The sequence below is a fragment of the Microbacterium sp. B35-30 genome, from assembly GCF_010634855.1.
GTDB lineage: Bacteria > Actinomycetota > Actinomycetes > Actinomycetales > Microbacteriaceae > Microbacterium.
On sequence record NZ_MWLQ01000011.1, the window covers coordinates 67,965 to 89,347 of the forward strand.

The 21,383-nt window shown below is 71.4% G+C and carries 19 protein-coding genes; 1 reads left to right on the forward strand and 18 read right to left on the reverse strand.

All coding sequences use genetic code 11. The features are described 5' to 3' along the window. Positions 1–23: 23 nt before the first annotated feature. The 13 genes from B2K11_RS04670 to rpe form a co-directional block, all read right to left on the reverse strand. Positions 24–1,490: a glutamate synthase subunit beta gene (locus B2K11_RS04670; protein WP_163617106.1), complete on the reverse strand. Its 1,467-nt coding sequence runs from the start codon at positions 1,488–1,490 to the stop codon at positions 24–26. Beyond that, positions 1,483–6,003, reverse strand: a complete 4,521-nt coding sequence (gene gltB, locus B2K11_RS04675; protein WP_204260029.1) for a glutamate synthase large subunit — start codon at positions 6,001–6,003, stop codon at positions 1,483–1,485. Before gltB ends, B2K11_RS04670 begins: the two co-directional genes overlap by 8 nt. A 184-nt stretch (positions 6,004–6,187) precedes the next feature. Continuing rightward, complete coding sequence (lgt, locus tag B2K11_RS04680) at positions 6,188–7,165, reverse strand: prolipoprotein diacylglyceryl transferase (RefSeq protein ID WP_163617108.1); 978 nt, start codon at positions 7,163–7,165, stop codon at positions 6,188–6,190. A gap of 64 nt (positions 7,166–7,229) precedes the next feature. Further along, a complete protein-coding gene (gene trpA, locus B2K11_RS04685; RefSeq protein WP_163617109.1) occupies positions 7,230–8,024 on the reverse strand; it encodes a tryptophan synthase subunit alpha in 795 nt (264 codons plus the stop codon). Then, entirely contained in the window at positions 8,021–9,304 is a 1,284-nt protein-coding gene (trpB, locus tag B2K11_RS04690; RefSeq protein ID WP_163617110.1) for a tryptophan synthase subunit beta, read from the reverse strand. Before trpB ends, trpA begins: the two co-directional genes overlap by 4 nt. Further along, positions 9,301–10,110, reverse strand: coding sequence for an indole-3-glycerol phosphate synthase TrpC (trpC, locus tag B2K11_RS04695; protein WP_163617111.1), 810 nt, complete (start codon positions 10,108–10,110; stop codon positions 9,301–9,303). Before trpC ends, trpB begins: the two co-directional genes overlap by 4 nt. Before the next feature lie 2 nt (positions 10,111–10,112). Continuing rightward, entirely contained in the window at positions 10,113–10,343 is a 231-nt protein-coding gene (locus B2K11_RS04700) for a DUF6704 family protein (RefSeq protein WP_163617112.1), read from the reverse strand. Between the two features lie 51 nt (positions 10,344–10,394). Further along, positions 10,395–11,030, reverse strand: a complete 636-nt coding sequence (locus B2K11_RS04705; RefSeq protein ID WP_163617113.1) for a Trp biosynthesis-associated membrane protein — start codon at positions 11,028–11,030, stop codon at positions 10,395–10,397. Further along, positions 11,027–11,392: a phosphoribosyl-AMP cyclohydrolase gene (gene hisI, locus B2K11_RS04710; protein ID WP_163617114.1), complete on the reverse strand. Its 366-nt coding sequence runs from the start codon at positions 11,390–11,392 to the stop codon at positions 11,027–11,029. The genes B2K11_RS04705 and hisI overlap by 4 nt, the downstream gene beginning before the upstream one ends. Then, complete coding sequence (gene hisF, locus B2K11_RS04715; protein ID WP_163617115.1) at positions 11,389–12,177, reverse strand: imidazole glycerol phosphate synthase subunit HisF; 789 nt, start codon at positions 12,175–12,177, stop codon at positions 11,389–11,391. Before hisF ends, hisI begins: the two co-directional genes overlap by 4 nt. Continuing rightward, positions 12,177–13,019 (reverse strand): ATP phosphoribosyltransferase, encoded by an 843-nt coding sequence (hisG, locus tag B2K11_RS04720; RefSeq protein ID WP_163617116.1) that lies wholly within the window; start codon positions 13,017–13,019, stop codon positions 12,177–12,179. The genes hisF and hisG overlap by 1 nt, the downstream gene beginning before the upstream one ends. A gap of 43 nt (positions 13,020–13,062) precedes the next feature. Further along, the gene (locus tag B2K11_RS04725) at positions 13,063–13,326 is read right to left on the reverse strand and encodes a phosphoribosyl-ATP diphosphatase (protein WP_045302883.1); all 264 of its coding nucleotides are present in this window, start codon (positions 13,324–13,326) and stop codon (positions 13,063–13,065) included. 147 nt (positions 13,327–13,473) lie between these two features. Next, the gene (gene rpe, locus B2K11_RS04730; RefSeq protein ID WP_275575856.1) at positions 13,474–14,166 is read right to left on the reverse strand and encodes a ribulose-phosphate 3-epimerase; all 693 of its coding nucleotides are present in this window, start codon (positions 14,164–14,166) and stop codon (positions 13,474–13,476) included. Between the two features lie 20 nt (positions 14,167–14,186). Between rpe and glsA the strand changes: the two genes are divergently transcribed. After that, positions 14,187–15,359: a glutaminase A gene (glsA, locus tag B2K11_RS04735; RefSeq protein ID WP_163617117.1), complete on the forward strand. Its 1,173-nt coding sequence runs from the start codon at positions 14,187–14,189 to the stop codon at positions 15,357–15,359. Positions 15,360–15,376: 17 nt separating this feature from the next. Here the strand turns inward: glsA and B2K11_RS04740 are convergent, their stop codons facing one another. From B2K11_RS04740 to rpoZ, 5 genes are all read right to left on the reverse strand, one after another. After that, the gene (locus B2K11_RS04740; RefSeq protein WP_163617118.1) at positions 15,377–16,747 is read right to left on the reverse strand and encodes a transcription antitermination factor NusB; all 1,371 of its coding nucleotides are present in this window, start codon (positions 16,745–16,747) and stop codon (positions 15,377–15,379) included. After that, the gene (gene fmt, locus B2K11_RS04745) at positions 16,744–17,664 is read right to left on the reverse strand and encodes a methionyl-tRNA formyltransferase (protein ID WP_163617119.1); all 921 of its coding nucleotides are present in this window, start codon (positions 17,662–17,664) and stop codon (positions 16,744–16,746) included. Before fmt ends, B2K11_RS04740 begins: the two co-directional genes overlap by 4 nt. A gap of 22 nt (positions 17,665–17,686) precedes the next feature. Continuing rightward, the gene (locus tag B2K11_RS04750; RefSeq protein WP_239525732.1) at positions 17,687–19,708 is read right to left on the reverse strand and encodes a primosomal protein N'; all 2,022 of its coding nucleotides are present in this window, start codon (positions 19,706–19,708) and stop codon (positions 17,687–17,689) included. Positions 19,709–19,718: 10 nt separating this feature from the next. After that, positions 19,719–20,912 (reverse strand): methionine adenosyltransferase, encoded by a 1,194-nt coding sequence (gene metK / locus B2K11_RS04755; RefSeq protein WP_163617120.1) that lies wholly within the window; start codon positions 20,910–20,912, stop codon positions 19,719–19,721. 116 nt (positions 20,913–21,028) lie between these two features. Next, positions 21,029–21,283, reverse strand: a complete 255-nt coding sequence (rpoZ, locus tag B2K11_RS04760; RefSeq protein ID WP_018170775.1) for a DNA-directed RNA polymerase subunit omega — start codon at positions 21,281–21,283, stop codon at positions 21,029–21,031. Positions 21,284–21,383 lie beyond the last annotated feature (100 nt).

The window sequence follows — 21,383 nt, forward strand, 5'->3', positions numbered from 1 at the left end:
AGGTGGCGAGTGCCTCGGCAAGCCTACGCGGGCTGCATGCCGATGGCGACATCGGTCGGGCGGACCGGAGCAGGCAGCTCCGTCTCCCCCATGAGGAAGCGGTCGACGCTGGCTGCGGCGGCACGTCCCTCGGCGATCGCCCACACGATGAGCGACTGCCCGCGGCCGGCATCGCCGGCCACGAACACGCCCGGGGCGGTCGTCTGGTAGTCGTCCTCGCGGCGCACGTTGCCCCGCTCGGTGAAGCGGGCGCCGAGCTGCTCCTCGAGGACCGCGCGCTCGGGACCGGTGAAGCCCATCGCGATGAGCACCAGGTCGGCGGGGATCTCGCGCTCGGTGCCGCTCTTGGGCACGCGGCGGCCGTCGACGAACTCGGTCTCGGCGACGCGCAGGGCGCGCACCTCGCCTGCGCCGTTCGCCAGGAACTCCACGGTCGAGGCGAGGTAGGTGCGCTCGCCGCCCTCTTCGTGGGCCGACTGCATCTCGAACACGAGGGGGTCCATCGGCCAGGGCTGGTGCTCGGGACGCTCGCCCGGAGGGCGGCGGCCGATCGCGAGGTTGGTCACGCTCAGCGCGCCGTGACGGTGGGCCGTGCCGATGCAGTCGGCGCCGGTGTCACCGCCGCCGATCACGATGACGTGCTTGCCCTCGGCCGTGATCTGGTTCGGCACGGAGTCGCCGGCGACGGCCTTGTTGGACTCGACGAGGTACTCCATCGCGAAGTGCACGCCGGCGAGGTCGCGCCCCGGGATGGCGAGCTCGCGCGGGACGGTCGAGCCGGTGGCGATGACGACCGCGTCGTAGCGGGCGCGGAGGTCGGCCCACGAGATGTCGCGGCCGATCTCGACGCCCGCGCGGAAGCGGGTGCCCTCGTCCCGCATCTGGCGAAGACGCGACTCGAGGTGCTTCTTCTCCATCTTGAAGTCAGGGATGCCGTAGCGCAGGAGTCCGCCGATGCGGTCGTCGCGCTCGAACACGGCGACGGTGTGGCCAGCGCGCGTGAGCTGCTGGGCCGCGGCGAGACCGGCGGGACCCGAGCCGACGACGGCGACGGTCTTGCCGGTGAGGCGCCCCGGGGGCTCCGGCTCGATCCAGCCGTTCGCGAAGGCCTCGTCGGCGATCGACACCTCCACCTGCTTGATCGTCACCGCGGGCTGGTTGATGCCCAGCACGCAGGCGCTCTCGCACGGCGCGGGGCACAGCCGCCCCGTGAACTCGGGGAAGTTGTTCGTCGCGTGCAGACGCTCGCTGGCGGCGCGGCCCTCACCGCGCCACGTCAGGTCGTTCCACTCCGGGATGAGGTTGCCGAGCGGGCAGCCCTGGTGGCAGAACGGCACGCCGCAGTCCATGCAGCGACCCGCCTGCCGGCGGAGCACCGCGCCGTCACCCGGCTCGTAGACCTCTTTCCAGTCCATGATGCGCACCGGCACCGGCCGCCGCGGGGGCAGCTCGCGCTCGGTGACCTTGAGAAAGCCTTTCGGGTCAGCCACCCGTCACCTCCAGAATGCGGGTCCAGACGACATCGCCGTCGGGGTCGAGCCCCTCTGCGACGGCCGTCTGGCGGGTCTGCAGCACCGCGGCGTAGTCGCGCGGCATGACCCTGACGAAGTTCGCCAGCTCGGCCTCGAAGTCGTCGAGGAGAGCCTGGGCGAGAGTTGATTCGGTCTCGGCGACGTGCTGCTGGAGAAGGTCGCGGAGGATCTCCGCGTCTCCGGAGCCGAGGTCGCCGAGCTCCAGCTCGCCGGAGGCGAGCGCCTCGCGATTGACGAGCTTGCTGTCGAGCCGGTACACGTAGGCGGTGCCGCCGGACATGCCGGCCCCGAGGTTGCGTCCGGTCGCGCCGAGGATCACCGCGAGGCCACCGGTCATGTACTCCAGGGCGTGGTCTCCCACTCCCTCGACGACCGCAGTGGCGCCGGAGTTGCGGACGAAGAAGCGCTCGCCCACCACCCCGCGCAGGAACATGGTGCCCAGGGTCGCGCCGTAGCCGATCACGTTGCCGGCGATGACGTTCTTGGAGGCGTCGAAGGTGGCGCCGCGCGGCGGCCGGACCACGATCTGACCGCCCGAGAGACCCTTGCCGACGTAGTCGTTGGAGTCGCCCTCGAGACGCAGCGTGATGCCCGACGGCATGAATGCGCCGAAGGACTGGCCCGCCGACCCCGTGAGGTTGACGACGATGCTGCCGGAGCGGAGGCCGTTCTCGCCGCGCGCCTTGGTGACGTGATGACCCAGGAGCGTGCCGACCGCCCGCTCGGTATTGCGGATCGGCAGATCGATCGTGATCTCGCCGCCCTTCGCGATCACATCCTGCGCGCGCTCGATGAGGGCGACGTCGAAGTGCTCGTCGAGTTCGTGCAGCTGCGCCGTGGTGTTGCGCCGCGGCTCGTCCTCGGCGAAGACCGGGCCCTCGAGCACCGGCGCGAGGTCGAGGCCGTTCGCCTTCCAATGCGTGACCGCACCGTTGACGTCGAGCAGGTCGCTGCGGCCGATCGCCTCGTCGAGCGAGCGGAAGCCGAGCGCGGCCAGATACTCCCGCACCTCTTCGGCGATGAACTCCATGAAGTTCACGACGAACTCGGGCTTGCCGTTGAACCGTGCGCGAAGCACCGGGTTCTGCGTCGCCACGCCCACCGGGCAGGTGTCGAGGTGGCAGACCCGCATCATGATGCAGCCCGACACCACGAGCGGCGCCGTCGCGAAGCCGAACTCCTCCGCTCCGAGCAGAGCGCCGATGATGACATCGCGCCCGGTCTTGAGCTGTCCGTCGACCTGGACGACCACGCGGTCGCGCATGCCGTTGAGCATGAGCGTCTGCTGCGTCTCGGCGAGACCCAGTTCCCACGGGGTGCCCGCGTGCTTGAGCGAGTTCAGCGGGCTCGCGCCCGTGCCGCCGTCGTGGCCCGACACCAGGATGACGTCGGCCAGCGCCTTGGCGGTGCCGGCTGCGACCGCGCCGATGCCCGACTGGCTCACGAGCTTGACATGCACGCGGGCGCCGGGGTTGGCGCGCTTCAGATCGTAGATCAGCTGCTTGAGGTCTTCGATCGAGTAGATGTCGTGGTGCGGCGGCGGCGAGATGAGCCCGACGCCGGCGGTCGCGTGACGCGTGCGGGCGACCCACGGGTACACCTTGGTCGGCGGCAGCTGACCGCCCTCGCCGGGCTTCGCGCCCTGGGCGAGCTTGATCTGGATGTCGTCGGCCTCGGTGAGGTACAGGCTCGTGACGCCGAAGCGCCCCGAGGCGACCTGCTTGATCGAACTGCGCCGCTCGGGGTCGAGCAGGCGGTCTGCATCCTCGCCGCCCTCGCCGGTGTTGGACTTTCCGCCGATGCGGTTCATCGCGATGGCCAGGGTCTCATGAGCCTCGCGCGAGATCGAGCCGTAGCTCATCGCACCGGTCGAGAAGCGCTTGACGATCGAGGAGACCGACTCGACCTCGTCGATCGGCACCGGCGTGCGGCCCTCGGTCTTGAGGGCGAACAGACCGCGCAGCGTCTTCAGCTCGCTGGCCTGGTCGTCGACGAGCTTTGTGTACTCGCGGAAGATGTCGTACCGGCGGGTGCGCGTCGAGTGCTGCAGCCGGAACACCGTGTCGGGGTTGAACAGGTGGGGTGAGCCGTCGCGGCGCCACTGGTACTCGCCGCCCGTCCAGAGTCGCTCGTGGGCGCGGACCGCGGCATCCTGCGGGTACGCGTACGCGTGACGCGCCGCGTTCTCGGCCGCGATGACGTCGAGGCCGACGCCGCCGAGCTTGGACTCGGTGCCGGTGAAGTAGGTGTCGACGAGGCCGTCCGACAGGCCGACGGCCTCGAACACCTGGGCGCCCGCGTACGAGGACACGGTCGAGATGCCCATCTTCGACATGATCTTCAGCACGCCCTTGCCGAGCGCGTAGATCAGGTTCTTGACGGCCTTCTCCGGCGCGATGCCCGTGATGAAGCCCGCCCGGACCAGGTACTCGACGGTCTCCATGGCGAGGTACGGATTGACCGCGGATGCGCCGTACCCGATCAGCGTCGCGACGTGATGGACCTCGCGCACATCGCCTGCCTCGACCACGAGGCCGCACTTCATGCGCGTCTCCTTGCGGATGAGGTGGTGGTGCACGGCGGCCAGCATGAGCAGCGACGGGATGGGCGCGAGATCCTTGTTGGAGTCGCGGTCGGAGAGCACGATGAACTCCGCGCCGTCCTCGATGGCCTGGTCGACCTCCTGGCACATCTGCTCGAGGCGCTTCTTCATGCCCTTGTGGCCGGCCTCGACGCGGTACAGGCCGCGGATCGTGACCGACGTCCGCCCAGGGAGGGCGGTGTCGATGTGCTGGATCTTGGCCAGCTCGTCGTTGTCGATCACCGGGAAGTCGAGCGTCACGACACGCGTGTGCTCCGCGCCCCATTCGAGAAGGTTGCGCTCCGGACCGAGGCCCAGGCCGAGGGAGGTGACGACCTCTTCGCGGATCGAGTCGAGCGGCGGGTTGGTGACCTGCGCGAACTGCTGCGTGAAGTAGTCGAACAGCAGTCGCGGACGCTCGCTGAGCACCGCTACGGGCGTGTCGGAACCCATGGCGCCGAGGGGCTCCGCCCCGTTCTGCCCCATCGGGGTGAGGAGGATCTTGACCTCTTCCTCGGTGTAGCCGAACGTCCGCTGACGACGGGTGATCGAGGCGATGGGGTGCACGATGTGCTCGCGCTCCGGCAGGTCGGCCAGGCGCACGCGGCCCGCGTCGAGCCACTCCTGCCACGGCTCCTGCTCGGCGAGCTGCGCCTTGATCTCGTCGTCCTCGATGATGCGGCGCTGGGCCGTGTCGACGAGGAACATGCGGCCGGGGCGCAGGCGCCCGCGGCGCTTGATGCGCTCGGGTGCGAAGTCCAGCACGCCGGTCTCGCTGCCGATGACGATGAGGCCGTCGGTCGTCTCGGTCCAGCGACCGGGGCGCAGGCCGTTGCGGTCGAGCGTCGCGCCGACGAGGGTGCCGTCGGTGAAGATCAGAGCGGCCGGGCCGTCCCACGGCTCCATCTGCATCGAGTGGAACTCGTAGAACGCGCGCAGCTTGGGGTCGATGTCGGCCTGCTTCTCATACGCCTCCGGCACCATCATCATGATGGCGTGCGGCAGGCTGCGGCCGGTCAGGGTGAGGAGCTCGAGCACCTCATCGAAGGAGGCCGAGTCGCTGGCGCCGGCAGTGCAGATGGGCAGCAGCGGGCGGATGTCGCCCAGGAGCTCGGACTCGAGCTGCGACTGCCGCGCCCGCATCCAGTTGCGGTTGCCGTTGACGGTGTTGATCTCGCCGTTGTGGGCGAGCATGCGCAGCGGCTGCGCGAGCGGCCACGACGGGAAGGTGTTGGTCGAGTAGCGCGAGTGGACCACGGCGAGCTCGGAGGCGAAGCGCTCGTCCTGCAGGTCGGGGTAGAACGGCTCGAGCTGCAGCGTCGTGACCATGCCCTTGTAGCCGAGCGTGCGCGCCGACAGCGAGACGAAGTAGGCGTCGAGCTCGGTGCGGGCGCGGGCGCGCAGGCGATAGGCACGTCGATCGAGCGCGACCCCCGAGAGCGCGGCACGCTCGCCGGAGCCCGGGTCGGACACGAAGAGCTGCTCGAAGACCGGACGGGCCTCGAAGGCCAGCTTGCCCAGGTGCTCCTCGGACGTCGGCACTTCACGCCAGCCGAGGACGGTGAGGCCCTCGGATGCCGCGATCCGCTCGATGCCCGCCTTCTGCGTGGCGCGCGCCTCGGCGTCGCGCGGCAGGAAGATCATGCCGGCGGCGTACTCGCCCACCGGCGGCAGCTCGAAACCGGCCACCGCACGCAGGAAGGCGTCGGGCATCTGAGTGAGGATGCCTGCGCCGTCGCCGGTGCCGGCGTCCGAACCGATCGCGCCGCGGTGCTCCAGGTTGCGGAGGGCCGTCAGGGCGAGATCGACGATGTCGTGGCCGGCCTCGCCGCGCAGGGTCGCGACCATGGCCAGTCCGCAGGCGTCCTTCTCGAACGCAGGGTTGTACATCCCCTGCTTCCGGGGGAATCCGGCGCGGCCGGACGAAGCGGGGAAGTCAGCCTCCGAAGAGGCGTCGTGACGGGGGCTCGAAGCCATACCTACCGTCCTCACGTTGATAGTCAAGATGGGACGACGTCGGCCCTGGGCGCACGCTCCTCGGGAACTGAGCGGCGTTATTTGGTGGCAACTCTGCTTATTCTGAGCGGCTCAGGGCTGCGCTTGTGGCGCCGGCCTCGCCGACCTCGGACGTCGGGGGTTCGCTGACGTCGACGAAGTCGTCGGTGTTCTGCGATTGTACAGCCTGTCCGGCGTTCCACTCGCGGCCGGACACATAGGGCGACGGCTCCAACCCGAGGTGACGGCGCTTCTGCACGAAGAAGATCACCAGACCGAGGATGACCCCCAGGATGGCGGCCCAGACGTTCGTGCGCAGGCCCAGGAAGATGTCGCTCGGGTCGATGCGGATGGACTCCCACACGATGCGCCCGGCGCTGTACCACATGAGGTACACCGCGAACAGGCGCCCCCACTGCAGGCGGAAGCGGCGGCCGACCCAGACGATGACCAGCACGCCGAGCGCGTTCCAGAGCACCTCGTACAGGAACGTGGGGTGGTAGAGCGTGCCCTCGGGCAGGCCAATCGGCCAGGCGGGGTTCGGATAGTCGATCTCGAGGCCCCACGGCACGTCTGTGGGCAGGCCGTACAGCTCCTGGTTGAACCAGTTGCCGAAGCGGCCGATCGCCTGCGCGAGCAGCAGTGCGGGCGCAAGGGCATCCGCGAAGGTCCAGAAGCGGATGCCGGTCCAGCGGCAGCCGAGCCAGGCTCCCACCGCGCCGCCGATGAGGGCGCCGTAGATCGCGATGCCGCCCTCCCAGATGTACAGCGCCGACAGCGGGTCAGCGCCCTCGCCGAAGTAGAAGCTCCAGTGCGTGAGCACGTGGTAGATGCGGGCCGTGATGATCGCGAGCGGCACGGCGAGCAGGGCGATGTCGATGACGACCCACGGCTCGGCGCCGCGCTTGGTCAGGCGGGCGTTGGTCCAGAGCACCGCGATGATGATGCCCGTGATGATGCACAGGGCGTAGATGTGGATCCGCAGAGGCCCGATCTCGAAATAGCTGATCGACGGGCTCGGGATGCTGGCGACGACGCTCGCGGCGGCGGTGATCATGGGAGAACCGTGTCCTTGCTGGATCCGTGCGGGAGGGATCGGCGCACGCGCCGACCACAGAAGTCTAGTTCGCGCGGCGCGCGGTGCCGTCGGCGAGGCGGCGCGCGGTCTGGGCGAGGCCGTCGACCCCGCCCTCGCGCAGCGCCCGAACGAGCGCCGTGCCGACGATCGCGCCGTCGGCGTACTCGAGCACGCCCGACACCTGATCGGCGTTCGAGATGCCGATGCCGACGCACGCGTGCTCGACCCCGTGATCGCGCAGCCGGGCGACGAGCGTGCGGGCGGCGGCATCCAACTGCGCGCGCTCGCCCGTGATGCCCATCGTCGAGACGGTGTACACGAAGCCGGTGGAATTCCGCACGATGAGCTCGAGGCGCTCGTCGGTCGATGTCGGCGCGGCGAGGAAGACGCGGTCGAGTCCGGTGCGCTCGCTCGCGGCGATCCACTCGGGTGCGGCCTCGGGGGTGATGTCGGGCGTGATGAGGCCCGCTCCCCCGGCGGCGAGCAGATCGTCGGCGTAGCGGTCGACGCCGTACTGCAGGACCGGGTTCCAATACGTCATCACGAGCACCGGCACGTCCACGCGGCGCGTGATCTCGCGCACCGCGGTGAACGTGTCGCGCACACGGAAGCCGGCGGCCAGGGCCGCCTCGGTCGCCTCCTGGATGACCGTGCCGTCCATCACCGGGTCGGAGTAGGGCGGGCCGAGCTCGAGGACGTCGGCGCCGTTCTCGGCCAGCGCGACCGCCGCGTCGATGCTCGTGCGCAGGTCGGGGAAGCCGATGGGCAGGTAGCCGACGAACGCGCCGCGGCCTGCGGCATGAGCGGCGGCGATCGCCTCGGCGACACGGGAGCTCATAGCTTGGTGCCCTCCCCCTTGGCGGCATCGTCCGACGGTGGGGTCGCGACCGCACCGGCACCCGGCGCTGCCGCGGTCTCTGCCGCAGCGGCGTCGTACAGGTGGAAATACCGCGCGGCGGTGTCCATGTCCTTGTCGCCTCGCCCGGAGAGGCACACGGCGAGGATCGCGTCGGGGCCGAGCTCGCGCCCGAGACGCAGCGCGCCGGCGAGGGCGTGCGCCGACTCGATCGCCGGGATGATGCCCTCGGTCTGGGACAGCAGTCGCAGGGCCTGCATCGCCTCGTCATCGGTCGCCGGGATGTACTCGGCGCGCCCGATGGAGGCGAGCCATGCGTGCTCGGGTCCGACACCGGGATAGTCGAGGCCCGCCGAGATCGAGTGCGACTCGACGGTCTGGCCGTCGTCGTCCTGCAGCACGAACGTCTTCGCGCCGTGCAGCACGCCGGGACGACCGCGCTCGATCGATGCCGCGTGCCGCGGGGTGTCGACGCCGTCACCGGCCGCCTCGACGCCGTACAGCTTGACGTCGTCGTCGAGGAACGCGTCGAACATGCCGATGGCGTTGGAGCCGCCACCGACGCAGGCGATGACGGCATCCGGAAGCCGGCCGGCCTCTTCGAGCAGCTGCGCGCGCGCCTCTTCGGAGATGACCTTCTGGAAGTCGCGCACCATCGCGGGGAACGGGTGCGGCCCGGCCGCCGTGCCGAAGATGTAGTTGGTCGTCTCGACGCTCGCGACCCAGTCGCGGTAGGCGTCGTTGATGGCGTCCTTCAGCGTGCGAGAGCCGGTCTTCACCGGCACGACTTCGGCGCCGAGCAGACGCATGCGCGCGACGTTGAGCGCCTGGCGCTCGGTGTCGACCTCGCCCATGTAGATCGTGCACTCGAAGCCGAAGAGCGCCGCAGCCGTCGCAGTGGCGACGCCGTGCTGGCCCGCCCCGGTCTCGGCGATCACGCGGGTCTTGCCGAGGCGCTGCGTGAGCAGCGCCTGGCCCAGCACGTTGTTGATCTTGTGCGAACCGGTGTGGTTGAGGTCCTCGCGCTTGAGGAACACCCGGGCCCCGCCGGCGTGCTCGGCGAACCGCGCGACCTCGGTGATCGGCGACGGGCGGCCGGCGTAGGAGTGCAGCAGGCGGACGAACTCCGCCTGGAACGCGGGGTCCGCCTTGGCCGCCTCGTACTCGGCCGCCAACTCGTCGATGGCGGCGATCAGGGATTCGGGCATGTAGCGCCCGCCGAACTCGCCGAACAGCGGCCCAGGGGCCTCGCGAAGACTCACGACGTCGCCCTTCCTTCGCTCAGTGCATCGCCCGTGCCCGCCTCCAGGAAGGCGCGCAGGGTGGATACGGGGTCATTGGTGACGAGGGCTTCGCCGACGAGCACGACATCGGCGCCCGCCGCACGGTAGTGGGCGACATCGGCCGGGACGAGCACCGCGGACTCCGCGATGCGGACGGCGCCGGCGGGGATGCGCTCCGCCAGCCGCCCGAACAGGTCGCGATCGAGCTCGAAGGTCGACAGGTCGCGAGCGTTGACGCCGACGAGCTGTGCGCCCAGCTCAGCGGCACGGTCGACCTCCTCGGCGGAGTGCGTCTCGACGAGGGCCGTCATGCCCAGCTCCCGCGTGAGTGCGTGCAGGCGAGCGAGCACATCCTGCTCGAGCGCGGCGACGATGAGGAGCACGAGGTCGGCGCCGGCGGCGCGGGCCTCGAGCACCTGGTATTCGGTGGCGATGAAGTCCTTGCGAAGCACTGGCAGGGAGACCGCGCCCTTGACCGCCTCGAGGTCGGCGAGGCTCCCCTTGAAGCGCCGCCCCTCGGTGAGCACGGAGATCGCCGACGCGCCGCCCTCTTCGTAGCGGCGCGCCTGCAGAGCCGGGTCGGGGATGGCTGCGAGGTCGCCGCGCGATGGGCTCGCGCGCTTGACCTCGGCGATGATCTTGACACGGTCGGAGGGTGCGAGGGCGGCGAGGGCATCGATCGCGGGACGCTGAGCCAGTGCTGCGGCCTCGACCGTGGCCAGGGGCCGCTCCGAGGCGCGAGCCTCGGCATCCTCCACCGCGCCGGCCGTCAGGTCGGCGAGCACGATCAGTGCTCTTTCGCCGCGTACTTCGAGCCGTTCACGCCGTAGCCGACGCGCGACATCACCCAGCCGACGATGGCGCCGACGACGAGGAGGGCGGCCGAGGCCCAGACCAGAGCGGGCAGGTCGAGGAAGTAGAACAGGGTGCCGAGAGCGACGGCCACGAGCATGATCACGACGGCCGTCCAGGCGGCGGGCGAGTGTCCGTGGCCGGGGTCGCCGATGTTGTTGCTCATGGGTATCTCCTCGTGAAGCCTGGGAAGCGCGGGCTGCCGCCAGTCTAGCGGTCAGGCGGTCGGATCCTCGCCACGCGACAGGTCGTCCCAGTCGTCGATGGCCCGGGATCCGGCGGCGTCGTGGGGGCGCGGACCGTCGCCGCCACCGGTCCGCGAAGCTTCTCGAGCGGCGGGGTTCGCGACGTCGTCCGTGCGGTAACGGCGCCCGGTGCGCGACCAGCCGTGCGCGGTGCAGAGCACGAAGACACCTGCCGCGATCAGCACGACCCACACCACGAGGGTTACGGCCGGCCATGCGGTGGCATCGATGGAGGCGACGAGTTTCGCGACGGACGACTCGCCTGCGATCCCGGTGGATTCGGTGACGACGGCGGCGACGGCGGAGACCGGATGCTCGAAGACGACGCGCGCGGTCTGCCAGGCCAGCACGCCCCCGATGAGAACCGCCAGCGCGCCGAACACGTAGCGCAGAACGAGCCCGGCGATCGAGAGCGCGGCACCGAGGGCGAGGACGGCGAGGCTGAGCGGCGCCAGCACCGGCACGGCGGACGCGCCCGGCACCTCGAGCGCCTGCTGAGCGCCGTCCGCGAGCATGACCGTCAGCCACGTCTGGGTGGAAGAGATCACGCCGAGCGCGCCGCACAGGACCGTTGCGGCGACGGCGAGCAGCCGCGCCCTGCGGATCACGCGGCAGCCTCAGGGCCGCGGACGGCGGCGAGGTCGTCGGCATCGAAGCAGGTCCGGGTGCCGGTGTGGCAGGCGGGTCCGACCTGCTCGACCTCGACGAGCACGGCGTCGCCGTCGCAGTCCAGCCGCGCCTCGCGCACGAGCTGGATGTGCCCGGACGTGTCGCCCTTGCGCCAGTACTCCTGGCGTGAGCGCGACCAGAAGGTGACGCGCCCCTCGGTGAGCGTGCGGCGGAGGGCCTCGGCATCCATCCATCCGAGCATGAGCACCTCGCGGGTGTCCCACTGCTGGATGATCGCCGCGACCAGGCCGTCGGCCGTGAACGTCACGCGTGCGATGCGTTCGTCGACTGTCTCGGTCACGAGGCCACCTCCCGCACGGCGATGCCCTCGGCGGCCATCGCAGCCTTCACCTCGCCGACGGTGAGCTGGCCGGAGTGGAAGACGGATGCCGCGAGCACGGCGTTCGCGCCCGCGACGATGGCCGGGCCGAAGTCGGCGGCCGAGCCTGCGCCGCCGGAGGCGATCACCGGCACGCTGGCGACCTCGCGCATGAGGGCCACGAGCTCGAGGTCGAACCCCTGCTTCGTGCCGTCGGCGTCGATCGAGTTCACGAGGAGCTCCCCCGCGCCGCGCTCGACCGCTTCGCGGGCCCACTCCAGCGCGTCGAGCTCCGTCTCGGTACGGCCGCCGTGCGTCGTGACCACGAAGCCGGAGGGGATCCGATCGCGGAGCTCGGGCGAGGCGCGCTTGACGTCGAGCGAGAGCACGAGCACCTGCGCACCGAAGCGGTCGGCGATCTCGTCGAGGAGGTCGGGCCGCGCGATCGCCGCGGAGTTCACGCCGATCTTGTCGGCGCCGACCGAGAGAAGTCGCGCGACGTCGTCGGCGGAGCGGACTCCCCCGCCGACGGTGAGGGGGATGAAGACCTCTTCGGCGGTGCGCCGGACGACGTCGTAGGTCGTGGACCGCTCGTCGACCGTCGCGGTCACGTCGAGGAACGTGATCTCGTCGGCGCCCTGCAGGAAATACGCCCGTGCGAGCTCGACGGGATCGCCCATGTCGCGCAGGTTCTGGAAGTTGACGCCCTTGACGACCCGCCCCGCGGCGACGTCGAGGCACGGGATGACGCGGCAGACGAGGCTCATCAGAGCCTCGCGTTGTGGATCGCGGTCACGAGGATGGCGCGGGCGCCGATCGCGTACAGCCCGTCCATGACCTGGTTGACGCCCTTGCGGGGCACCATCACCCGGACGGCGACCCACGCCGGGTCGCGCAGCGGCGAGATCGTCGGCGACTCGATGCCGGGCGCGATCTTCACCGCCGCGTCGACGAACTCCGCGGGCAGGTCGTAGTCGACCATGACGTAGCGCTGGGCGACCAGCACGCCGCGCAGCCGCCGCAGGAGCGTGGCGGTGCCTTCCGCCTCTGTCGGCGCGCCGATCAGCACGGCTTCGGACTTGAGGATCACCGGCCCGAAGACGACGAGGCCCGCCTGCCGCAGCGTCGTGCCCGTTTCCACGACGTCGGCGATCGCGTCCGCGACGCCCAGCTCGACGGCCGACTCCACCGCACCGTCGAGCGGGACGAGGTCGGCCGCGACGCCGTGCTCGTCGAGGAAGCCGTCGACGAGGCCCGGATACGAGGTCGCGATGCGCGCGCCCTCGAGGTCGGTCACCTCCGAGAAGCGCCCGGCGGGTGCGGCGAAGCGGAAGGTGGATGCCGCGAACCCGAGCTGCTCGATCTCTCGGGCGCCGGGCATCCGGGCGTCGAGCAGCAGGTCGCGGCCGGTGATTCCGACGTCGAGGGCGCCCGAGCCGACGTAGGTGGCGATGTCCTTCGGTCGGAGGTAGAAGAACTCGACCTCGTTCTGAGGGTCGATGACGTGGAGGTCCTTGGGATCGCGACGCCCGGTGTAGCCCGCCTCGTGAAGCATCTCTGAGGCGGTCTCGGCGAGCGATCCCTTGTTCGGCACGGCGATTCGCAGCATGGCAGCGTGGCTTTCGGGTTCGAGGACGGGAGGGGACGCGGGCTCAGAGATGTCGGTAGACATCCTCGAGGCTCAGCCCCTTCGCGAGCATCAGCACCTGCAGGTGGTACAGCAGCTGCGAGATCTCCTCGGCTGCGGCATCCGTCGACTCGTACTCGGCCGCCATCCAGACCTCGGCGGCCTCTTCCACGATCTTCTTGCCGATCGCGTGGACGCCCGCGTCCAGCTGCGCGACGGTGCCCGATCCCTCGGGGCGCTCAGCCGCTTTCGCGGCGAGCTCGGCGTACAGCGTGTCGAACGTCTTCACCATGCCAGGGTATCGAACCGGACGGATGCCGCGGCGCCGCGTGACGCGCCGGCCCTGACATGCGGCCGCGCAAGGGGTCGCCGGTCGGTCCCGGGCCTGTTGCTGCAGCCCCGCGGACGGAATAGCGTGCGCTCAGTGGCGGTGCGCTCAGTGGCGGTGCTGCGCGACAGACGCCCGGAGACCCGCGATGGCGGCATCCGGGTCGGCCGCGCCGAACACCGCGGAACCGGCGACGAACGTGTCGGCGCCGGCCTCGGCCGCCTGGGCGATGGTGCTTTCGCCGATGCCGCCGTCGACCTGCAGCCAGACCGACGACCCGCGACGCCGCGCCTCATCGGCCAGGCGGCGGAGCTTCGGCAAGGTCTCGGGCATGAACGACTGGCCGCCGAACCCGGGCTCGACCGTCATCACGAGGATCTGGTCGAAGTCGTCGAGCAGGTCGAAGAGGCCGTCGACGGGGGTCGCAGGCTTGACAGCCACACCGGCGCGGGCGCCGATCTCGCGGAGGCGACGCGCGAGGGCGACCGGCTCCTTCGCCGCCTCGAGGTGGAAGGTGACCGATGCCGCGCCGAGCTCCGCGTAGCCGGGTGCCCAGCGGTCGGGGTTCGTGATCATGAGGTGCACGTCGAGGGGCACCGGGCTGGTGGCCTGGATGCGCTCGACCATCTGCGGCCCGAACGTGAGGTTGGGCACGAAATGGTTGTCCATGACGTCGACGTGGACGAAGTCCGCCGTCGCGATCCGTGCGAGCTCGACCTGCATGTTCACGAAGTCGGCGGCCAGGATGCTGGGGTTGATGCGGATGTCGACCTCGTGGCCGTTGGCGTCGATCGGAAGCACGCGTCCATTATGGTCGACCCGTGGATCCCATCACGGCACTGCTGCACGAGGTTCTCGAAGACATCCGGCCGCAGGACGACGGCGCCCCTGCGGGATACATCCCCGAACTCGCCGCGGCAGATCCGGAGCGGCTGGCGCTCGCGGTGGTCGGTCCTCGCGGACGCGTGCGGGCGGTCGGCGACGTCACACACGAGTTCACGATCCAGTCGATCTCGAAGCCGTTCGTGCTCGCCCTCGCCCTGGCCGACCGCGGCCGCGACGCGGTGCTGAGCAAGGTCGGTGCGGAGCCGAGCGGCGAGCCTTTCAACGCCATCAGTCTCGAACCCGACACCGGGCGGCCGGCCAATCCGATGGTCAACGCGGGGGCGATCGCGACCTCGTCACTGATCCCCGGCGACGCCGTCGACGACCGCACGTCCCGCATCGTCGAGGGTCTTTCGGCCTTCGCGGGACGCTCGCTGTGGGTGGACGAGCAGGTCTACGCCTCGGAGTCGGCGACCGGCGATCGCAACCGCGCGCTGGCACACCTCCTGCACTCGTACGGGATCGTCGACGGCTCGGTCGAGATCGCCGTCGAGACCTACTTCCGTCAGTGCTCGCTGCTTGTGACCGTGCGCGATCTCGCCGTGATGTCGGCGACCCTCGCCTTCGGCGGCCTCAATCCGGTCACCGGCGAGCGGGTCGTCGCCGAGGGCGTTGCCCGCGACGTGCTGTCGATCATGACGAGCTGCGGCATGTACGACTATTCGGGCGAATGGCTGCTGCGCGTCGGCCTGCCGGCGAAGAGCGGGGTCAGCGGCGGTCTTCTCGCCGTCGCGCCGTCGCAGTTCGGGATCGCCGCATTCAGCCCCCGCCTCGACGAGCACGGCAACTCCGTGCGCGGCATCGCCCTCCTCGAGACGCTCGGCGAGCGGTTCGGCATGCACATGCTCGAGCCGCACGAGAGCGTGGCGGTTCCGGCCTTCACCGTCGAGGACACGGACACGGGACGAGTGCTCCGCCTGGCGGGCGAGCTCGGGCTGGCGGGCACAGAGCGTGTCGTCGCCGTGCTGCGCGAGATCGCCGAAGCGCTGCCGGAGGGTGCCGAAGTCACGGTCGACGCCCGCGACCTGGGCCGCACGCACAGCGCGGCGCTCGTCGCGCTGCGCACGGAGTTCGAGCAGATGCCCCACGGGATCCGCCTGCGCGAGTGAGGGTGTGCTGCGCCGGCTCAGACGCGGCGCAGGAGCGACACCGACATCGCGTCGGTGTTGTGACGGTGAGGCCACAGCTGGGCGCGCCCGCTGCCGTCGGCCTGCGACGGAAGCCCGGGGTCGGCATCCGCCACCGAGGTGATGACGTCCCGCGCAGACAGTTCCTCGACGGCCCCGTCCCATTCGCGGCGGATGTCGGCGACCACGCCCGACGTCTCGGCCAGGTGCGGCGAGCACGTGATGTAGGCGACCACGCCGCCGGGCTTGAGGGCGCTCACGGCTTCGGTGAGCAGCTCGCGCTGCAGCTGGGTGAGCGCCGGTACGTCGCTGGGCGCCTTGCGCCAGCGCGCCTCCGGGCGGCGGCGGAGGGCGCCGAGGCCGGTGCAGGGCGCGTCGACCAGGATGCGGTCGTAAGTTTCGGGGGCGTCCTGCGCACGGAGCCGGCCGTCCTCTTCCGACACCGGCACGTCCAGCGGCACACCGGCCAGCGCCTGGCGCACCAGCCCGGCACGAGCCGGCGAGATCTCGTTGGCCTCGAGCGACGCGCCGTGCGCGAGCGCCTCGGCGGCGAGCACGGCGGTCTTGCCGCCCGGGCCAGCGCACAGGTCGAGCCACCGCTCACCCGGTGCGATGGGCAGGGCACGGGTCAAGGCGAGCGCCGCGAGCTGCGAGCCCTCGTCCTGGACGCGGATGCGGCCGCCGGAGCCGCGGACGACCGAGTCCGGGTCGCCCCCGCCGAGGCGGAAGCCGATCGGCGAGAACGGGGTGCGGCGCGCATCCTCGGGCACGTCGGCGAGGTCGGGCAGCGCCACCATCGTGACCCGGGGCGACGCGTTGTCGGCGGTGAGCAGCGCCTCGAGCTCCTCGGCGCGTCCTTCGGCCGCCAGCGCCCGCCGGAACGCGCGCACGACCCACACCGGGTGCGAGAAGAGCAGCCCGAGTTGCTCGTCATCGGAGCGTGCGCTCTCGGCGACATGCGTCATCCAGTCCCCCGGCGTGTCCCGGGCGACCCGCCGGAGCACGGCGTTAGCGAAGCCCGCGGCGCCGCGTCCACCGGCGCCGCGCGCGAGCTCGACGGATTCGTTCACGGCGGCATGTGAGGCGACGCGCGTCGACAGCAGCTGGTGCACGCCCAGCCGAAGCGCGTCGAGCACGGCCGGGTCGATGTCGGCGACGGGGCGGTCGGCGGCGATCGCGATGACCGCGTCGTAGGTGCCCTGGCGGCGGAGTGTTCCGTAGGTGAGCTCGGTGGCCAGTGCGGCGTCGGGCGTGGCGAGCCCGGCGCGCGAGATCGCGGTCGGCAGCAGGAGGTTGGCGTAGGCGTCGGACTCGTGCACCGCCCGCAGCGTCTCGTAGGCGACGCGTCGCGCCGCGACCGTGCGGCTCACGATCCGGCCACCGGGGTCGCGTCGCGGAGGCCCCGCCACCAGTCTGCGGCGCGCATCGCGACCTTGCCCGCCGGCTGGACCGTGTCGAGCACGATGGGCGTCGACGCGGTGCCGGCGATGACGTTGCCGCCATGCAGCGCGAGGGCGCCCGGCGCCAGGCGCGGCGCGTCCGAGGGGGCCGGTGCGACGGCGAGCACCTTGAGCCGCGCGCCGCCGATCGTCGTGTGGGCGCCGGGCTCGGGAGTGACTCCGCGGATGCGTCCGAGCACGGCCCGCGCGGGTTCGTCCCAGCGCACCCGGCCGTCGTCGTCGCCGAGCTTGGCGGCGTACGTCGTCTCTCCCTGCTGGGGATGTGAGACCGCGGAGCCCGCGGCGATCGCATCCACGACGTCGGAGAGCAGCGCGGCGCCGTCCTCGGCCAGCGCCGCGAGCAGGGAGCCCGCCGTGGCATCGGCCGGCACGTCGACCGCGAGCTCGCCGAAGACGTCGCCGGCGTCGAGCTCCGGCACCAGCTGGAACACGCTCGCACCGGTGCGCGCATCGCCGGCGATGAGGGCGTGCTGCACGGGCGCGGCGCCGCGCCAACGCGGCAGGAGCGAGAAGTGCAGGTTGATCCACCCGTGCTTCGGGGTCGACAGAAGCGGCTCGCGGACTAGCCCGCCGTAGGCGACGATCACGCCGAGATCGGGCTCGAGGGCGGCGATGTCGGCTGTCACGGCCGCGTCGAGCCGGTCGGCGCGGATCACGGGCAGCCCGAGCTCGTCGGCGGCCGCGGCGACGGGCGACGGTGTGAGCACGCGCTTGCGCCCGAGCGGGGCATCCTGACGGGTGACGACGCTGAGCACGTCATGCGCGGAGGTGAGCCGGCGCAGTGACGGCACGGCCGGCTCGGGTGTGCCGGCGAAGACGAGGCGCATGACGTTCCTGAACGATCGAGGGTCAGAGGTCGAGGTCGGGCACGTCGACCCGAACCTTCAGTGTATGGGCGGCTCCCGGCGTGCGTCCCTTCGCCGGCCTGCGACCCTTGACCGCCTGGCTCACCACGGACGCCCGCAGGCTCTCCGTCACCCGCCCGCCCAGCCCGTAGTCGAACCGCACCAGGGCACGAACCGATTCGCCGTGCGCGAGCGGGCCGAGCACCGCCTCGGAGTCGAGCTCGGGCACCGTCTGGCGGAGCTCGGCCAGCGCGGCGTCCACGGCGCGCCGTGGCCCCTCCACCGCCGCCACCCGCACCGTGGGCGGCATGCGCAGCGGCGCCCGGTCGGCGAGCTCCGCACGGGCGTACGCGGCCTGCGTCCAGGTCGCGAGGGCGCGCGCGATCTCGCCGCCGACGCCGACGAGATGCACGGGCGCGCCGGGTGCGGCGAGAGCGGCTGCGTTGGACCACCACCGGAGGCACGATTCGCCGATGCGCAGATCCTCGGCCATCAGCATCCGATCCCCGTCGAGCAGGATCACCGCGCGGTAGCCGCCGATAGCGAGCGGCTCGGCACCACGCGTCGCGACCACCAGCGCGTGGCGCCCATCGATCTCGGTGACCGGATGATCGCCATCGGCGATGATCACGCGTGTCCCCGGAAAGGCTCTCCCGAGCTCGTCGGCGGTGCGCTCGCTGCCCGAGGACGCCATGCGCAGCAGCGTCGACGAGCACTCCGGGCACGCCCACGCGTGCGCGGCGCGACCGCACCAGGTGCACGTCGGCACCGCGCCCTGTCGCGCGGCGTGCAGCGGCCCGCCGCAGTGCGGGCACCGGGCGGGGTGGCGGCACTTCGCGCACACCAGGACCGGGGCATAACCCGGGCGCGCGACCTGTACGAGGACGGGCCCCTCGGCGAGAGCCTCGCGAGCGGCGGCGAAGGCCGACGACGGGACGCGCGCCCCCCGCGACTCGCCCTCGCGGTGCGCGCTGAGCACCACGCGCGGGCTGAGCCGGCGTGCGGCCGGAAGATCGCGCACCCAGCCCACCGCGACCAGACGCTCGACATCGGTGGTGCGCGTGTGCCCCGCGAACACGAGGGCGCCGCCGTGCAGCTCCTGCCGCAGCAGTGCGGCGTCGCGGGCGTGCACGCCCGGACTGAGCTGCTCGGCGAGCAGCGGGTCGCCGTCGTCCCACAGCGCGACCAGCCCGAGGTCGGCGACCGGCGCGTAGACCGTGGAGCGATTCCCGATGACCACGCAGGGGGCGTCTGCGAGGGTGCGCAGGAACGCGGCATACCGCGCCGGACCGCTCTGCTTGGCGTCGTCGCGCACGAAGGCGTCGGCAGGGATGCGGCTCAGCAGAGCCGCCTCGAGCTGTGCGCGGTCGCGATGGTCGGGGACGGCGATGACGGCGCTGCGCCCAGCGGCGAGCACGTGGGTCGCCGCGGCCGCGAGGAGTACGGCCCACGATCCGACGACGGGGCCGTCGGCCAGCTGCGACGGCACCGGTGGCGCGTCCAGCGCGAGCCGCTCGCCACGCTCGAGCGCGTCGGCGAGGCCCGGATAGACGGCCAGCACCTCGGAGGCCCAGGCGGCATCCTCATCCTCGACGTGAGGATGCGTGGGCGGCTCGGCAGCCAGCCATGCCTTCTCAGCGCGGACCATGCGCTTGGGGATCGCCAGCCGCAGGATGTCGCCGGCCGATCCCGCCGCGCGATCGGCGGCGCGGCGCGCCAGTGCGTACAGTGCGGGCGTCAGCACCGGCACCGGCGAGACGACCGCCTCGAGCTGCGAGAGCGGCCGGTCCGAGGCATCCGGCTCCCCCAGCTCGACAAGCAGGCCGTCCACGACACGTCCCGCGCTGCGCAGTGGCACGCGCACCCGCACGCCGGGCTGCGCGTCGGCGGCGAGCTCCGCGGGGATCTCGTAGTCGAACAGCCGGTCCAGCTGCGGCAGCGGCGAGTCGAGCAGCACACGTGCGACGCGGCGAAGCGGCCTCGGGCCCCCGGTGGGGCCGTGCTCGTCGTCGGGCACCGCGGTCACGCGGCCGGCGTCAGAGCCCGGCGGCCGCGCGCAGGGCGTCGGCGCGGTCCGTGCGCTCCCAGGTGAAGTCGGGCAGCTCGCGGCCGAAGTGGCCGTAGGCGGCCGTCTGCGCGTAGATGGGGCGCAGCAGGTCGAGCTGGTCGATGATCGCCTTGGGCCGCAGGTCGAAGACCTCGAGGATCGCGTTCGTGATCACGTCGTCGGCCACGCGCCCGGTGCCGAACGTCTCGACGTAGAGCCCGACCGGCTTGGCCTTGCCGATCGCGTAGGCGACCTGCACCTCGAGGCGGTCGGCGAGGCCGGCCGCGACCGCGTTCTTGGCGACCCAGCGCATCGCGTACGCCGCCGAGCGGTCGACCTTCGAGGGGTCCTTGCCGCTGAACGCCCCGCCGCCGTGGCGCGAGGCGCCGCCGTAGGTGTCGATGATGATCTTGCGCCCGGTGAGGCCCGCGTCGCCCTTCGGGCCGCCGATGACGAACGGGCCGGCGGGGTTGATGTAGAACTTCACGTCGGGCAGATCGAGGCCGGTGGCCTCGAGCACGGGGTCGATGACCTCGGCGCGGACCGCGGCGCGCAGCGCCTTCTGCGAGATGTCGGGGTGGTGCTGGGTCGAGAGCACGACCGACTCGACGGTCTTCGGCGTGGCGCCGTCGTAACCGAGCGTGACCTGGGTCTTGCCGTCGGGACGGAGGAAGGGCAGCTCGCCCGAGCGGCGCACCTCGGCGAGGCGCTCGGCCATGCGGTGCGCCGTCCAGGCGGCCATCGGCATGAGCTGCGGCGTCTCGGTGGTGGCGTAGCCGAACATGATGCCCTGGTCGCCCGCACCCTGCAGGTCGTGCGGGTCCTGCGAGCCGTCCTCGCGGCGTTCGAACGCCTTGTCGACACCGGCGGCGATATCAGAGGACTGCGCGCCGATCGACACGCTGACGCCGCACGAGTCGCCGTCGAAGCCGGTCTCGCTCGACGTGTAGCCGATGCGGTTGACGACCCCGCGCACGATCGCCGGGATCTCGACGTAGGCGGAGGTGGAGACCTCACCGGCGACGTGGACGAGTCCGGTGGTGACGAGCGTCTCGACGGCCACCCGACCGTTCGGGTCCGCCTCCAGGATCGCGTCGAGGATCGAGTCGGAGATCTGGTCGCAGATCTTGTCGGGGTGTCCCTCGGTGACGGATTCAGACGTGAACAGCCGCAGGTCGGTCATCGGTACTCCAGTTGTCGTGGCGCCGGTCGCGCTGGTGTCCGACGCCGGGGGCGGACACCAGTATGCCCCCGGAGACGGACATCACCGTCTTCGAGGGCACAAGGGTCGTAACGGGATTACTCCGCGCGGCGCAGCCGCAGCTTGTCCTCGTGGATCTCGTGCATCGCGATCGTGAGGGGCTTGTCCTCGACGGTCGAGTCGACGAGCGGGCCCACGTTGTCGAACAGGTTGCCTTCGTGCAGGTCGGAGTAGTAGTCGTTGATCTGACGAGCGCGCTTGGACGCGAAGATCACGAGCTGGTACTTCGAGTCGACCTTCTCGAGCAGGCTGTCGATGGGGGGCTCGATGATGCCCTGGTTCGTTCCGGCCATGGCGAAACCTCCTGGATCGGATGTCGGAATGGGAGTCTGCGGGCCTCGGGGTGCCGAGGCATCCCACCATTCTACGGGACGGATCCCGTCCGGCGGATGT

What these genes read in the sequence shown, in the direction of transcription:
- trpA (WP_163617109.1), bottom strand. Translation starts at nt 8,024, where the DNA reads ATGAGCTCCCGTGTCGCCGAGGCGATCGCCGCCGCTCATGCCGCAGGC.
- hisF (WP_163617115.1), bottom strand. Translation starts at nt 12,177, where the DNA reads ATGAGCCTCGTCTGCCGCGTCATCCCGTGCCTCGACGTCGCCGCGGGG.
- gltB (WP_204260029.1), bottom strand. Translation starts at nt 6,003, where the DNA reads ATGTACAACCCTGCGTTCGAGAAGGACGCCTGCGGACTGGCCATGGTC.
- B2K11_RS04700 (WP_163617112.1), bottom strand. Translation starts at nt 10,343, where the DNA reads ATGAGCAACAACATCGGCGACCCCGGCCACGGACACTCGCCCGCCGCC.
- fmt (WP_163617119.1), bottom strand. Translation starts at nt 17,664, where the DNA reads ATGCGCCTCGTCTTCGCCGGCACACCCGAGCCGGCCGTGCCGTCACTG.
- rpoZ (WP_018170775.1), bottom strand. Translation starts at nt 21,283, where the DNA reads ATGGCCGGAACGAACCAGGGCATCATCGAGCCCCCCATCGACAGCCTG.
- hisG (WP_163617116.1), bottom strand. Translation starts at nt 13,019, where the DNA reads ATGCTGCGAATCGCCGTGCCGAACAAGGGATCGCTCGCCGAGACCGCC.
- lgt (WP_163617108.1), bottom strand. Translation starts at nt 7,165, where the DNA reads ATGATCACCGCCGCCGCGAGCGTCGTCGCCAGCATCCCGAGCCCGTCG.
- metK (WP_163617120.1), bottom strand. Translation starts at nt 20,912, where the DNA reads ATGACCGACCTGCGGCTGTTCACGTCTGAATCCGTCACCGAGGGACAC.